Genomic DNA, 14,556 nt, shown 5'->3' with positions numbered 1-14,556 from the left:
TCGGTCGGCGCGCAATGAGGACGAACTGATGGCCAATACACCTTCTGCCAAGAAGGCCGCCCGCAAGATCGAGCGCCGCACCGCCGTGAACCGCAGCCGCCGTTCGCGCATGCGCACCTTCGTCAAGAAGGTCGAGGAGGCGATCCGCGCCGGCGACAAGTCCGCCGCCGCCGAGGCCTTCAAGGCCGCCGAGCCGGTCCTGGTCCGCGCCGCCCAGAAAGGCATCGTTCACCGGAATACTGCCTCCCGGAAGGTTTCGCGCCTGTCTCAGGCCATCAAGGCCCTCGGCGCCTGATCGAATACTCCGATCGGCAAACAAAACCCGGCCTTCGGCCGGGTTTTTTGCGTTTTGGGGCGTTTCGGCCGATCGTTGCACATCCGCCGCAGCGGACCTGAAGGCGCCGAGACGGGTCTCCCGGACGGGTCTTTTCACTTGACAAGCGAGTCCGCCGGACAGCGTCGGTCAAGCTCGTCCAGGGGCCTCCGCCGCGCAGAAAAATGATCGTTATCTCAACGCCTTAGCCGCCAAAGGGTCTGCGCGCCCGTGAATCCGGATCGTTGTCGCATCAGCGTCATGACGGTCGAAAAAAATCTCCGGACCGAAGAGCGCTCAGCCCGCGAAGCAACCGGCTTAAGGAATCGTGAACTGAGTCAACAATTTGGTGATGCGACGCCGGGGGCGGGCCGGCAGGCGGCCATGGCGGCGGGCTCGAACTTGGCCCTATCCGCAAGGTCCCTGAGTTGCAGCCCCGGGGGGGCCTGTGTAAGGTCACTTCACGCCGGGACGAGCTCCCGGCTTTCCAAGAGTTGGCGGAGAGACGCGAGCCCGTAGCTGGGCTGTGGCACTTTTTTGTCTGGGCTCAAAGCTGTTTTGTTGATCAGGTCACATAAAACAGGGATGTCGGAACCAAGAAGACGACGGGACACTTTCCAACGTTAAAGAGGAAAGGGATCTCTGGGCATGCGGCGACTATCAAAGGCTTGGCTGTTTTTGCTGGGCGAGGGGGCGATCATGGCTGGCGGCAATCATACTCTTCGGCGCTGCTTGACGGCGCTTGGATCGGGCGGCGGCGATCCGCCGAACCTGGGCCGGCCCATCGGCCCCTTCCGGCGCTAGGCGCCGACCGGCTCGTCGGAGCCCTTCATTCGGTTTCAGACTGCATTCGCCAGGGACGCTGCCCGCTCGACGGGCCGGCGCATGGCCACACGCGAGATCACGATGTTTCAAGCATTCGAGCGCGATGCGAATTTCGAAGCGACCCCGGGCGTCGAGAACGTCCAGGTGGAGCGGGAAGAGGCGTGGGATCGGGTTCGCCGGCGGCTTCGGGCGGAGCTGGGCGACGATGTCTTCTCCAGTTGGTTCGGACGGCTCGATCTGGTCGAAATCGTCGAAGGCGTGGCGCAGCTCTCGGTGCCCACCCGGTTCCTGAAGAGCTGGATCCAGGCCCACTATCTCGACCGCGTCCGGACGCTGGTCACCACCGAGTGCGCCGGGGTGGCGCAGATCAACCTCTTCGTCCGCGGCGCGCAGCGTCCGCCGCTCCGCGTGGCGCAGCCGCAGCAGCAGGACCACGCGCCGGCCTCCAAGTCGGCTCCCGCTCCGGCCCGCCTGGCCGCGGCTCCCGCGTCCCCGTCGTCCCAGGCCGAGCGCTTGCAGCTCGCCGTGGCCGATGCGGACGGCCTGCAGGGATCGCCGCTCGACAAGCGCCTGACCTTCTCCAGCTTCCTGGTCGGCCGCTCCAACGCCCTGGCGCACGCCGCCGGCGAGCGGGTGGCGCGGATCGAGGCCGGAGCGGCGCCGCTCTACAACCCGCTTTACGTCCACGCCGCCGTCGGCCTGGGCAAGACGCATCTGCTGCAGGCCGTCGCCCATGAGGTGATCGGGTCCGGCAAGCGCGTCATCTATCTGACGGCTGACCGCTTCATGTACGGCTTCGTGGCGGCCCTGAAGGCCCAGACGGCCATCGCGTTCAAGGAGCGGCTGCGCGGCATCGACCTCCTGGTCATCGACGACGTGCAGTTCCTTCAGGGCAAGTCGATCCAGCAGGAGTTCTGCCACACCATCAACGCCCTCATCGACGCCGGGCGGCAGGTCGTCATCGCGGCCGACCGCCCGCCGGCCGAGCTGGAGAGCCTGGACGAGCGCGTACGCTCGCGCCTCGCCGGCGGCCTCGTGGTCGAGATGAGCTCCCTCGACGAGCAGCTCAGGGTGAAGATCCTCGACACCCGCATCGCGGCCGCCCGCGTCCACCATCCGGGCTTCGAGGTCAGCCCGGCGGTGGTGGGCTACGTGGCCCGCATGATCACCACCAACGGGCGCGATCTCGACGGGGCGGTGAACCGCCTCCTCGCCCACACCACCTTGTCCGGCCAGCTGCCGACCGTGGAGTCGACCGAATTGGCGATCCGCGACCTGGTGCGGTCGCGCGAGCCCAAGAAGGTGCGCATCGAGGACATCCAGAAGCTCGTGGCGACCCACTACAATGTCAGCCGCGCCGACATCCTGTCGTCGCGCCGGTCCGCCGGCGTGGTGAAGCCGCGCCAGATCGCGATGTATCTCTCCAAGCAGCTCACGCTGCGGTCGCTGCCGGAGATCGGGCGGCGCTTCGGAGGCCGCGACCACACGACCGTGCTGCACGCCGTGCGCAAGATCGAGGGCGCCGTGCAGGCGGATCCGGGCCTGCGCGACGACGTCGAACTCCTCAAGCGCATGCTGCAGGAATGATCGGGGCGCCGCCGCGCCGCGCGGCCCGAAACGCCGGGGATAAGCGCGCCCAGGAGGCCGCTCCCGGGCTTGCGGTCGGCTGATCGTCGCGGCATGGTGCTCGGCCCACGGACGGGTCGACCCGGCCGCCGATACACGAGCAAGCGCAGGTTGGACCATGAAGGTCACAGTCGAACGGGCCGCCCTTTTCAGGTCCCTCGGGCATGTCCATCGCGTGGTGGAGCGCCGGACCACGATCCCGATCCTGTCCAATGTCCTGATCCGCGCGGAGGCGGGCGAGCTCAGCCTGCGGGCCACGGACCTCGACCTGGAGGTGACGGAGCGCCTGGGCGCCGACGTCAGCCAGCCCGGCGCGATCACGGTGCCGGCCTATGTGCTCTACGACATCGTCCGCAAGCTGCCTGACGGCGCGCAGGTCTCCCTGGAGACGACCGGCGACACCGGCCAGGTCACCATCAAGTCGGGCCGCTCGCGGTTCACCCTGCAGGCGTTGCCGGAGACCGATTTCCCGGACCTGGCGGCGGGCGAGATGGGCTTCCGGTTCAAGGTGGTCGCCGGCGAGCTGCGGCGGCTGATCGAGAAGACCCAGTTCGCGATCTCCACCGAGGAGACCCGCTACTACCTCAACGGCATCTACCTCCACACGCTGGAGTCCGGAGGCCAGCCCGTGCTGCGCGCCGTGGCCACGGACGGCCATCGCCTCGCCCGCGTCGAGACCGCGGCGCCGGAAGGCTCGGCCGGGATGCCGGGCGTCATCGTGCCCCGCAAGGCGGTGTCGGAGATCATCAAGCTCGTCGACGAAGCCGGCGAGGCCGTCGAGGTCGAGCTCTCGCCGACCAAGATCCGCCTCACCATGGGGCCGGTGGTGCTGACCTCCAAGCTGATCGACGGCACCTTCCCGGATTATCAGCGCGTGATCCCGTCCGGCAACGACAAGGACCTCGTGGTCGACAAGGCGGAGTTCGCGGCGGCGGTGGACCGCGTGTCCACCATCTCGTCGGAGCGCGGCCGGGCCGTGAAGCTCGCCATCGCGGATCGCCGGCTGACGCTGTCCGTCACCAATCCGGATTCCGGTTCGGCGACCGAGGAGATCGAGGTCGACTACGACGCGGCCCCGCTCGACATCGGCTTCAACGCCCGCTACCTGCTCGACATCACGGCGCAGCTGGAAGGCGACACCGCGCTGTTCAAGCTCGCCGACCCGGGCTCGCCCACGCTGGTGCAGGACCGGGAGGGCGCGGCGGCGCTCTACGTCCTGATGCCGATGCGGGTCTGAGGCCCACCTTTCCTCCCGGCCCGCCGGCTGCGCGCCGAGCGCCGCGCAGCCCCGTGTCGCACGACGCCGCGTCGCGCCAGGGTTGCGGCCCGGCCGGCGGCGGCGCATGTGATGGACCATGAGCGCGCCGCTTCGCCCCGTTCCCGACACCCCCGTTGCTGACACCCCCGCCCTTGGCGCGCCCGCGCCGGCCGGCGCGCATGTGGCGCGCCTGCTGCTGTCGGACTTCCGCAGCTACCGCACGCTGGACCTGCCGGTCGCGGGCGGGCTGGTGGCGCTGACGGGCGAGAACGGCGCCGGCAAGACGAACATCCTGGAGGCGCTGTCGCTGTTCACCCCCGGCCGGGGGCTGCGGCGCGCGGAGCTGCCCGACATGGTCCGCGTCGGCGCGTCCGCAGGCTTCGCGGTCTCGATCGAACTCGCGACGCCCCAGGGGGACGTGCAGATGGGCACGGGGTTGGAGCGGTCCGAGCCGGACGGCGCCTTCTCGCGGCGCTGCCGCATCGACCGCGCGCCGGCGGGCTCGCCCGCGGCCTTCGCCGAGCATCTGCGGGTGGTGTGGCTGACGCCCGCCTTCGACGGCCTCTTCGCCGGGGCCGCCGGCGACCGCCGCCGCTTCCTCGACCGGCTCGTGCTGGCGGTGGACAGCGAGCATGGCGGGCGCGTCAACGCGCTCGACCGGGCGCTGCGGTCGCGCAACCGCCTTCTGGCCGAGGACCGGCTCGACCACGCCTGGCTCGACGCCGTCGAGCGGGAGGCGGCCGAGACGGCCGTCGCCGTGTCGGCGGCCCGGCGCGAGACCGTGGAGCGCCTGGCCGCCCTGATCGCGGCGACGCGCGACGACGCCTCCCCGTTCCCCTGGGCGGCGATCGCGCTGGACGGTCCGCTGGAGGCCGATCTCGCCCGCCGTCCGGCGCTGGACGTGGAGGACGCCTATCGCGACCTGCTGCGCGAGTCCCGCCTGCGGGACCGCGCCGCCGGCCGCACTTTGGTCGGTCCCCAGGCGGCGGACCTCGTGGTCCGGCACGGCCCCAAGGACGTCGCGGCGGCCAGCGCGTCCACGGGCGAGCAGAAGGCCTTGCTGATCGGGCTGGTGATCGCGCATGCGCGGCTGGTGGCCGCCATGACGGGTCTCGCCCCGCTGGTGCTGCTCGACGAGATCGCCGCCCATCTCGACCCGCGCCGCCGGGTGGCCCTCTACGAGACCCTGGCGGGGCTCGGATCGCAGGTCTGGATGACGGGCGCGGACGCCTCCGCCTTCGCCGGGCTGCCGCGCGGCGGCGAGACCTTCGAGGTGACGCCGGGGGCGGTCCGGCCCATGACGGCCGCGCGGTGAACGGGCGCAGTCCGGGCGGCCATGAAATCGCCCCCACGAAGCCCCATATGGGATAAGAGATTTGCTGGGTTTCGGCGATGCTGCGCCGTGACGGGTCCCCGGGCTCGCCGCGGCGGGCCGAAGCCCGGCCGGAGCGTGCGGCGGCGGCCGCTCCAGACTATGATCCGACAGCCGAATCAGAGCGTTCGAGGACATCCACCCCCATGGCAGAAGCAGCCCGCCGCGAAGAGCCGGAAAACGTTTATGGCGCGGACTCGATCAAGGTCCTGAAGGGCCTCGACGCCGTCCGCAAGCGCCCCGGCATGTATATCGGCGACACCGACGACGGCTCGGGCCTGCATCACATGGTCTACGAGGTCGTGGACAACGCTATCGACGAGGCGCTCGGCGGCCATGCCGACCTGGTCACGGTGACGCTGAACCCGGACGGGTCCGTGACGGTCACCGACAATGGCCGCGGCATCCCGGTCGACATGCATGAGGAAGGCGTCTCGGCGGCCGAGGTCATCATGACCCAGCTGCATGCGGGCGGAAAATTCGACCAAAACTCCTACAAGGTCTCCGGCGGCCTGCACGGCGTCGGCGTCTCCGTCGTGAACGCGCTGTCGCAGATGCTGAAGCTGCGCATCTGGCGCAACGGCTTCGCGCACGAGATGACGTTCACGCATGGCGTGGCGGACTCGCCCCTGCGCGTGCTCGGCCCCTCCGACGGCAAGCGCGGCACGGAGGTCACCTTCCTGCCGTCCGAGCAGACCTTCACGATGGTGGAGTTCGACTACGCCACCCTGGAGCACCGGCTGCGCGAACTCGCCTTCCTGAATTCGGGCGTGCGGATCGTGCTCACCGACGCGCGCCACTCCGAGGTGGTGCGCGAAGAGATGCTCTACGAAGGCGGCCTGGAAGCCTTCGTGCGCTATCTCGACCGGGCCAAGTCGCCGATCATCTCGGCGCCCCTGATGGTGCGCGCCGAGCGCGACGGCATCACGGTCGAGGCTGCGCTGTGGTGGAACGACAGCTACCACGAGAACGTGCTCTGCTTCACCAACAACATCCCGCAGCGCGACGGCGGCACCCATCTGGCGGGCTTTCGCGGCGCGCTCACCCGGCAGGTGACCGGCTATGGCGAAAGCTCCGGCATCACCAAGAAGGAGAAGGTCGGCCTCACCGGCGACGACTGCCGCGAGGGCCTGACCGCGGTCCTCTCCGTGAAGGTGCCGGACCCGAAATTCTCGTCGCAGACCAAGGACAAGCTGGTCTCGTCCGAGGTGCGCCCCGTGGTCGAGAACTGCCTCAACGAGGCGCTGGCGACCTGGTTCGAGGAGCACCCCGCCGACGCCAAGGCCATCGTCAGCAAGGTCGTGGAGGCCGCCGCGGCGCGCGAGGCCGCCCGCAAGGCGCGCGAACTCACCCGCCGCAAGGGCGCGCTCGACATCGCGTCCCTGCCGGGCAAGCTCGCCGACTGCCAGGAGCGCGACCCGTCCAAGGCCGAACTCTTCATCGTGGAGGGCGACTCCGCCGGCGGCTCCGCCAAGCAGGGCCGCAACCGCGAATATCAGGCCGTGCTGCCGCTGCGCGGCAAGATTCTCAATGTCGAGCGCGCCCGGTTCGACAAGATGCTGTCCAGCCAGGAGATCGGCACGCTGATCACGGCGCTGGGCACCGGCATCGGCAAGGAAGAGTTCAACGCCGACAAGCTGCGCTATCACAAGATCATCATCATGACGGACGCGGACGTGGACGGAAGCCACATCCGCACCCTCCTGCTGACCTTCTTCTTCCGGCAGATGCCGGAGCTGATCGAGCGCGGCCACATCTTCATCGCCCAGCCGCCGCTCTACAAGGTGACGCGCGGCAAGTCCCAGCAATATCTGAAGGACGAGCGCGCGCTGGAGGACTACCTCATCGAGCAGGGCGTCGACAGCGCGCTGCTGCGGACCTCGAGCGGCGAGGAGCGCACCGGCCGCGACCTGAAGGCGCTGGTCGAGGAGGCCCGCATCGTCCGCAACCTGCTGAATGGGCTGCACTCGCGCTATGACCGCTCGGTCGTCGAGCAGGCGGCGCTGGCCGGCGCGCTGCACGCCATCACGGACGAGGCCGCCGCCGAGGCGAACGCGACCGAGGTGGCGCGCCGCCTCGACCTGATCGCCGACGACATCGAGCGCGGTTGGACCGGCCGGGTCGAGAATAGCGGCTACGTGTTCGAGCGCACCATCCGGGGCGTCAAGCACTCGGCCGTCCTCGACGCGCATCTGCTGGCCTCGGCCGACGCCCGCAAGCTGGACGAGCACGCCGCTCCCCTGCGCGAGGTCTTCGCCGCGCCCGCCCTGCTCAGCCGCAAGGGCGACGAGACGCAGGTGGCGGCCGCGGTCGGGCTCTTCGACGCCATGACGGCTGTCGGCCGCAAGGGCCTGACCCTGCAGCGCTACAAGGGCCTGGGCGAGATGAACCCGGAGCAGCTGTGGGAGACCACGCTGGACCGCTCGATCCGCTCGCTGCTGCAGGTGCGGGTGAAGGAGGTCGCCGACGCCGACGACATCTTCACCAAGCTGATGGGCGACGTCGTCGAACCGCGCCGCGACTTCATCCAGTCGAACGCGCTGTCCGTCGCCAATCTCGACGTCTGAGCGCGCCCAGCAGGGACGCCCCGCCGCGAGGCGAGCCGACGCGGAACCAACGCCAAGCTTGAGCGTTGGAGCTTGATGCCCGAGGCCCGCCACTTGGCGCGGGCGCGGTCGCTCAAGCGGGGCTCCCCATTCCCAATCGGCTGCCAATCCTGTCTCTGGACGTGCGAGGGCGCGCATGCGCGCTCCGGGCATCCGCCGTGCGCGAGGTGCTGCCGCTGCCGCGCCTGCACAGGCCGCCGGAGGCGCCGGCGGCGTTGGCGGGCTTCATGGATGTGGGCGGCGCGGTGGTTCCGGTGGTGCGGCTCGACGTCCTGCTCGGCCTCGCCGGCGAGGACGACGCGGACCTCTTCTACGGGCATGTGGTGCGCCTGCGGCAGGACGCGGCCGGCGGTCGCGTCGGCCTGCTGGTCGATCGCGTCACGGCCATGCGCAGCGTCAGCCCCGACGATCTCCTTCCGATGCGGGACGACCAGAGCCTGAACGGCCTCGTGGAGGCCGAGATCAGCGACGACGGCGCCCTCACCTCGCTGCTCGCCGCCGACCGCCTGCTGCTGGAGCATGAGCGCGCCGCCCTGGCGCAGTGGTCCCGCCGCGTGGCCGAACGAGCCGCCCAATGGTCGCCGGCCCCATGATGACGACGACCCGAAAGCCCAGTGACGGACTGCTGCGCGACGAGGCCGCCTTCCGCATCCTCAAGGACGCGGTCGTGGCCCGCACCGGCCACCACTACTACGACGACAAGGACGACCTCCTCTGGGAGAGGCTCGCCAAGCGGCTGCGCGCGGCCGGCGTCCGGACCGTGCAGGATTACCTCGCCCGGCTCGGCTCGCCGGAGGCGGGCGAGGCGGAATGGAACGCGCTCGAAGCCGAGATCACCATCGGGGAGACGTTCTTCTTCCGCTTCGCCGAGCAGTTCGAAGCGCTGCGGCGCCGCATCCTGCCCGCCATCATCGAGCGCAACCGCGAGACGCGGCGGATCCGCATCTGGAGCGCCGGATGCTCGACGGGCGCGGAGGCCTATTCGGTCGCGATCGTCCTGCGCGAGCTTCTGGGCGACGACATCTCCGAATGGAGCGTCGGCGTGGTGGGGACGGACATCAACGACGACGTGCTGGCGGCGGCGCGGCAGGCCACCTACGGGAAATGGACGCTGCGCTCCATGCCGCCAGAGGACCGCGCGCGCTGGTTCACCGCGCCCGGCCCGGACGGGCCCTGGACGCTGAAGCCCGCCTTCCGGGGCCTGGCGCATTTTGAGCGGCACAACCTCGTCAGCCTGGCGGAAGGCGCGTCGCCGCTGCAGTTCACCGGGTTCGACCTGATCCTGTGCCGGAACGTGCTGATCTATTTCCACGCCGACGCCGTCGCCCGCATCGTGACGGGGCTCGCCGACTGCCTTGCGCCGGAGGGTTGGCTCCTGGTGGGGCACGCCGAGGCCAGTCCGGCCTTCGTCGGCGCGCTGGACGCGGTGGAGTTGCCTGGAACCATGGCGTTCCGGCCCAAGGGCGCGCTCCGGACGGGCGGCGTCGCTCCCGCCGACGTCCCGGCGGCTCCCGCCCCCATCGTCGCGCCCGACCAGCGCGTCCGCCCCGGCCCGGCTCGGACCGGCTCCGCCGCGGAGCGGGCCAGGCGGTCGACGCCGCCGGCGCTTCGCCCGGGGCCCCTGCCGCGGTCCCTGGATCCGGCCCCGGCCGCAGGCGGCGCGGAGGCGCTGGCCCGCCTGCGCGAGACGGCGGACCGGGGAGACCTTGTCGGCGGACTGGCGCTCGCCGCCCAGGCGCTCGCGGCGGAGCCCGCCAACCCGGCGCTTTTCTATTATCGCGGCCTGATCGCCCGGGCGCAGGACCAGGCCGCCGAGGCCGAGGCCGCCTTCCGGCGCGCCATCTATCTCGACCGGTCCTTCGTGATGGCGCATTACCAGCTGGGCCTGCTGCTGACCGGCCGCGGCGATCTCGGCGGAGGACGTCGCGCGCTGCGCAACGCCGCAGCCCTGGCGGCCGCCTTGCCGGCCGACGCCGAACTGCCGGAAGGCGACGGCATGACGGCCGGCGCCCTGCGCACCCTGGCGCGGCTGACCATGAGCCCCGTCGCATGAGCCCGAGCCGGATCCAGGCCCCCGCCCCCGACGGTCTCGGCCAGGAGCGCCGCGAGCGCATCCTGGACGAGCGCACGCGCGAGCTCGCGCTCCGCCGCCGCATCCGCAAGGCCGCCCCGGAAGGGGCGCTCTATCTCGTCTGCACGGTGGGCCGGAACGTCTTCGGCCTGCCGCTGACCTGCGTCGCGAGGGCCCTGCCGGCGCAGGCCTGCACGCCGGCGCCGCGCGCCTCGCCGGAGCTGCTGGGCCTCTTCGGCCACGAAGGCCGCACCGTCGCGGCCGTGGACCTCGGCGTGGCGCTCGGCGTGTCGGACCCGCGCCCCGGAATTACGGCCGCGGGCTGCTTCGTGCTGACCCGCCAGGAGGAGCCCCGCACGGCGCTGCGCGTCGACGCCGCCGACGCTGTGGTGCGCCTCGCCCCCTCGCAGCGGCCCGAAGCCCTCGGCCGGGAGGCCGGGGCCGGCTTCATCACCGCCTATGCGGACCTGCCGTCCTCCGCCGTCCCGACGGTCGTCGCCCTGCTGGACGTCGACAAGCTGCTGCGCACGCTGTCCCAGTCGTCCTCGCATCCCGGAGTTTGAAAACGTGTCGGTCTCGATCGCAAACCGCATCCTGCTCGGGTTCTTGGCCGTGCTCGGCCTCATGCTGGCCCTCGCGCTCTACTCGCTGAGCCAGATCTCCGAGGTGAAGGACGCCAACGAAACGATCGTGAGCCGCAACATCACGATGCTGCGGCAGCTTGCGTCCATTCGCGACGGCCACAACAGGGCGCAGGACGCCCGCGAGGCGATCGTCACCCGCTCGCTGCTGCGCGCGCTGGGGCGCGACGCCGCCGGCGAGGACGCGCTGCAGGCTTGGCGCCGCGAGACGACGACCACCGAATCCACGCTGGCCCAGGCCACATCCTCGGCCGAGACCTGGCGGGACCAGGCGCTCAATCCCGAGCGGGCCGACGCGTGGCGGCGCATCGCCCTCGTCCTCGCCGACGCCGGCGCGGAATTTCGCCAGCTCCAGGGGGCCAGCGAAAGGCAGATCGCCGCCGCCCAGGCCAACGACGTGGCGGCGATCGCCGGGGCCGACCAGGCGATCACCACCAGCCGGGTCAATTTCGGCCGACTGATGGGATCCTCCGAGGACGTCATGAACGCCGCCATCGGGGCCGGGCAGCGGCGCGTGGCCGGCGTCTACGAGGAGAGCCGCGTCTCCATCATGGCGGCGCTCGCCATCGCGGCGGCGCTGGGATTGCTGATCGCCTTCGCGATCCGCCGTTCGATCACGCAGCCGTTGCACGCCTTCATGGCCTTCGTCGAGCGCGTCGGCGAGGGCGACCTCAGCGGCCGGACGGCCACGACCGGCCCGCTCGAGATCGCGCGGCTGGGGACGACCCTGAACGGAATGGTCGAAGGCCTGCGCCAGCTCTCGCGCCAGAGCCGGGACGCGACCGAGAACCTCAACGCCGCCGCCGCCGAGATCCGGGCCTCCACGCAGGAGCAGGCCGCCAGCGTCGAGGAGCAGCTCGCCGCCGTGCAGGAGACCGCCGCGACCGTGGACGAAATCACCCATGCGGGCGCGCAGATCGGCAAGCGCGCCCAGGAGGTGATCGCCTCCGCGCAGGCCACCGCGGTGACCAGCAACGCCGGGCTCAGCGCCGTCGACGAGACCGCCCGGGCGATGGACTCCATCCGCGACCAGGCGGAAGCCGTGGCCGAGAACATCGTGGCGCTCAGCGAGAAGACCCAGGCCATCGAGGAGATCACCTCGACGGTGAACGACATCTCCGAGCGCTCGCATCTGCTGGCGCTCAACGCCGCCATCGAGGCGGCGGGCGCGGGCGAGAGCGGGCAGCGCTTCGCTGTCGTGGCGGCCGAGATGAAGATGCTGGCCGACCAGGCCAAGGAGGCGACCGCCCAGGTGCGCTCCATCCTGGGCGACATCCAGCGCGGCATCAATTCGTCCGTGATGCTCACCGAGGAGGCGGTCAAGCGCGTCGCCGCCGGCAAGGAGCGCACGGACACCACGCAACGCACCATCGAGGAGATCACCGCGCGGGTCCAGGAGAGCGTGCAGACTTTCCAGCAGATCGTCGCCTCCACCAACCAGCAGCAGCTCGGCATCGAGCAGGTGATGGGGGCCCTGCAGAACATTCGCCAGGCCAGCCAGCAGACCGCGGCCGGGACGCGCCAGCTCGATTCCGCCGCGGCCAATCTCAGCAGCCTGTCCCAGCAGCTGCTCGGACTGGCCGAGCGCTACCGGTTCTGAGACGCAGCCGCAGTGTCAGACCTCCACGCCCAGCTCCTGGCGGCCTTCGACGCCGAATATCGCGACCACCTCGCGGCGATCCGCCGTGAGCTCGCGCGGTCCGAGCATGGGCAGGGCGGCGACATTCGCGACGCGTTCCGGCGCGCCCACAGCCTCAAGGGCGCGGCCCGGGCCGTCGACCTGCCCGCCATCGAGGAGCTCGCGCACCGGCTGGAGACCGCCTTCAGCCGCGCGCTGGACGGCGAAATGGCGCTCGACCGCGCCGGCGTCTCGGTGATCGAGCTCGGCCTCGATGCGGTGGAGGCCTTTGCGTCGGAGGTGGCCGCGGGCGGCTCGCCGCGCTACCCGGACGCGGCGCTCGCGGCGCTGGAGGACCTGCTGGCCGGGCGCGCCGCGTCTCCGGCGGCCGCCGCCAGCCCGCCGGCCGGGGACGAACCCGAATGGGACGAGGCCTCGCCGCGGCCTCCCGCTCCGGAGGGGCCGGAGCCGGGCAATGTCGAATATCTGCGCGTCAGCGCCGTCCAGATCGACGAGCTGTCGGACGCCATGCACCGGCTCTCGGACCGGATCCGGGCCGGCGACAAGGCGCTCGAGGCCTTGCCGCGCATCGAGGCCGAGATCGCCGGCCTGCGCCGCGACCTGGCGGCGAACCGGGGCGCGCGCGGCCGCGGGCCGTCGGGCGCGGGCGAGGCGGGGCGGCGCGTGGAGGCGCTGTCGCGGTCGGTCCTCGGCGTCAGGACGCTGCACGGAAACGCCGCCGTGGCGGTGGACCAGCAGGCCCGCCGCGTGCGGGACCGCATCGACCAGCTGTCGCTGGTGACGGTGGACACGATCTTCGGCGGCTTCGGACGCATCCTGCGCGACCTCGCCCGGAGCGAGGGCCGGGACGTGGACGTCCAGGTCTCGGGCCTCGACCTTCAGGCGGACCGGCGCGTGCTGCAGGCCCTCAAGGACCCGGTGATGCACGTGCTGCGCAACGCCCTGAGCCACGGCGCTGAAGCCGCGCAGGACCGCGTCGCCGCGGGCCGGCCGGCGCATCTGTCGGTGACGCTGGCGTTCCGGTCCCAGGCCGGGCGGCTGATCGTCACCGTCCGGGACGACGGCCGCGGGCCGGACCTGCGCCGCATCGAGGAGGTGGCGATCGAGCGCGGCCTGCTGCCGCGGCGCGCCGCCGACCAGCCCGCGCCGCCGGCCGACCATCTCCTGTCGCTCGTCTTCGAGCCGCAATTCTCCACCGCCCCGCAGGTCGACCGCATAGCGGGCCGGGGCATGGGGCTCTCGGTCGTCGCCGAGGCGGCGCGGCGCCTGCACGGCCACGTGATGCTGCGGCCCGGCCGGCCACGGGGGGCGGAGGTCACGATCTCGGCGCCGCTGCTGGCCACGCGCCAGACCTTGCTGCTGGCGCGCGTCGGAGCGCGCGACGTCGGCCTGCCCACGCATGCGGTCGAGACGCTGCTGCGCCTGCCCGTCGCCTCGCTCCAGAGCGTCGAAGGCCGGCCGGCCGCCCGGATCCGGACGGGGGGTCAGGACATTACCGTGCCGGTGGTCGCCCTCTCCGCCCTGATCGACGCTGCGGAGACCCCGTTGCCGGTCGAGGCCGGCCACATCAAGGCGATCCTGCTGCGGCGGGGCGAAAGACGGTGCGCGGTGGCGGTGGACATGTTCCTGGACGTTCAGACGGTGGTGGTGGGCGCGGCCCCGATGCAGGGACGCGACGCCTCGTTCGTGTCCGGCGCGGTGCTGCTGGACGGCGACCGCCCGGCGCTGGCGCTCGACCCGGAAGCCATCGTCGACCAGTGGCTGCGCGACCAGGCCTCCGTCTCGGGCGGGCGCTTCGGGCTGGCGGACCTGCACGCGCCCGCCGAGCGCGCCCCGGCCACGATCCTGGTGGTGGACGATTCGATCACCACCCGCACGCTGGAGAAGAGCATCCTGGAGGCCCAGGGCTACCGGGTCCTGCTCAGCGTCGACGGGCTTGACGCGCTGTCCCGGCTGCGCTCGGGCGAGGCGCTGGTCGACCTCGTCGTCGCCGACGTCGAGATGCCGCGCATGGACGGCTTCGGCCTGCTGCAGGCGATCCGCAACGATCCGGGCCTGGCCGACGTCCCGGTCATCCTGATGACGTCGCGGGCCAGCCAGGAGGACGTCCGCAAGGGCCTGGAGCTGGGCGCGCGCGCCTACATCACCAAGCAGAATTTCGACCAGCGCGAGCTGCTCGCCACCATAGGACAGCTGTTGTGATCG

At 71.4% G+C, this 14,556-nt stretch carries 10 protein-coding genes; all 10 read left to right on the top strand.

The window, feature by feature from the left end; translation table 11 throughout:
- Nucleotides 1-28 precede the first annotated feature (28 nt).
- Entirely contained in the window at nt 29-295 is a 267-nt protein-coding gene (rpsT, locus tag ABEG18_RS25935; protein WP_406855910.1) for a 30S ribosomal protein S20, read from the top strand.
- Nucleotides 296-1,219: 924 nt separating this feature from the next.
- Complete coding sequence (gene dnaA, locus ABEG18_RS25930; protein ID WP_406855909.1) at nt 1,220-2,725, top strand: chromosomal replication initiator protein DnaA; 1,506 nt, start codon at nt 1,220-1,222, stop codon at nt 2,723-2,725.
- Nucleotides 2,726-2,882: 157 nt separating this feature from the next.
- Nucleotides 2,883-4,001 carry a DNA polymerase III subunit beta gene (dnaN, locus tag ABEG18_RS25925; protein WP_406855908.1) on the top strand — a complete coding sequence of 373 codons (1,119 nt, stop codon included), beginning with the start codon at nt 2,883-2,885 and terminating at the stop codon, nt 3,999-4,001.
- A gap of 118 nt (nt 4,002-4,119) precedes the next feature.
- Entirely contained in the window at nt 4,120-5,337 is a 1,218-nt protein-coding gene (gene recF, locus ABEG18_RS25920) for a DNA replication/repair protein RecF (RefSeq protein ID WP_406855907.1), read from the top strand.
- Nucleotides 5,338-5,540: 203 nt separating this feature from the next.
- The gene (gene gyrB, locus ABEG18_RS25915; RefSeq protein ID WP_406855906.1) at nt 5,541-7,961 is read left to right on the top strand and encodes a DNA topoisomerase (ATP-hydrolyzing) subunit B; all 2,421 of its coding nucleotides are present in this window, start codon (nt 5,541-5,543) and stop codon (nt 7,959-7,961) included.
- Nucleotides 7,962-8,158: 197 nt separating this feature from the next.
- Complete coding sequence (locus ABEG18_RS25910; RefSeq protein WP_406855905.1) at nt 8,159-8,593, top strand: chemotaxis protein CheW; 435 nt, start codon at nt 8,159-8,161, stop codon at nt 8,591-8,593.
- A complete protein-coding gene (locus ABEG18_RS25905) occupies nt 8,575-10,053 on the top strand; it encodes a CheR family methyltransferase (RefSeq protein ID WP_406855904.1) in 1,479 nt (492 codons plus the stop codon). The genes ABEG18_RS25910 and ABEG18_RS25905 overlap by 19 nt, the downstream gene beginning before the upstream one ends.
- A complete protein-coding gene (locus ABEG18_RS25900) occupies nt 10,050-10,634 on the top strand; it encodes a chemotaxis protein CheW (RefSeq protein ID WP_406855903.1) in 585 nt (194 codons plus the stop codon). The genes ABEG18_RS25905 and ABEG18_RS25900 overlap by 4 nt, the downstream gene beginning before the upstream one ends.
- 4 nt (nt 10,635-10,638) lie before the next feature.
- The gene (locus tag ABEG18_RS25895) at nt 10,639-12,312 is read left to right on the top strand and encodes a methyl-accepting chemotaxis protein (protein ID WP_406855902.1); all 1,674 of its coding nucleotides are present in this window, start codon (nt 10,639-10,641) and stop codon (nt 12,310-12,312) included.
- A gap of 12 nt (nt 12,313-12,324) precedes the next feature.
- Nucleotides 12,325-14,553: a response regulator gene (locus tag ABEG18_RS25890; RefSeq protein ID WP_406855901.1), complete on the top strand. Its 2,229-nt coding sequence runs from the start codon at nt 12,325-12,327 to the stop codon at nt 14,551-14,553.
- Nucleotides 14,554-14,556 lie beyond the last annotated feature (3 nt).

It is taken from the genome of Alsobacter sp. KACC 23698 (assembly GCF_045348435.1).
Classification (GTDB): Bacteria; Pseudomonadota; Alphaproteobacteria; order Rhizobiales; family Beijerinckiaceae; genus Alsobacter.
This window is presented reverse-complemented; position numbering and strand designations above follow the sequence as displayed.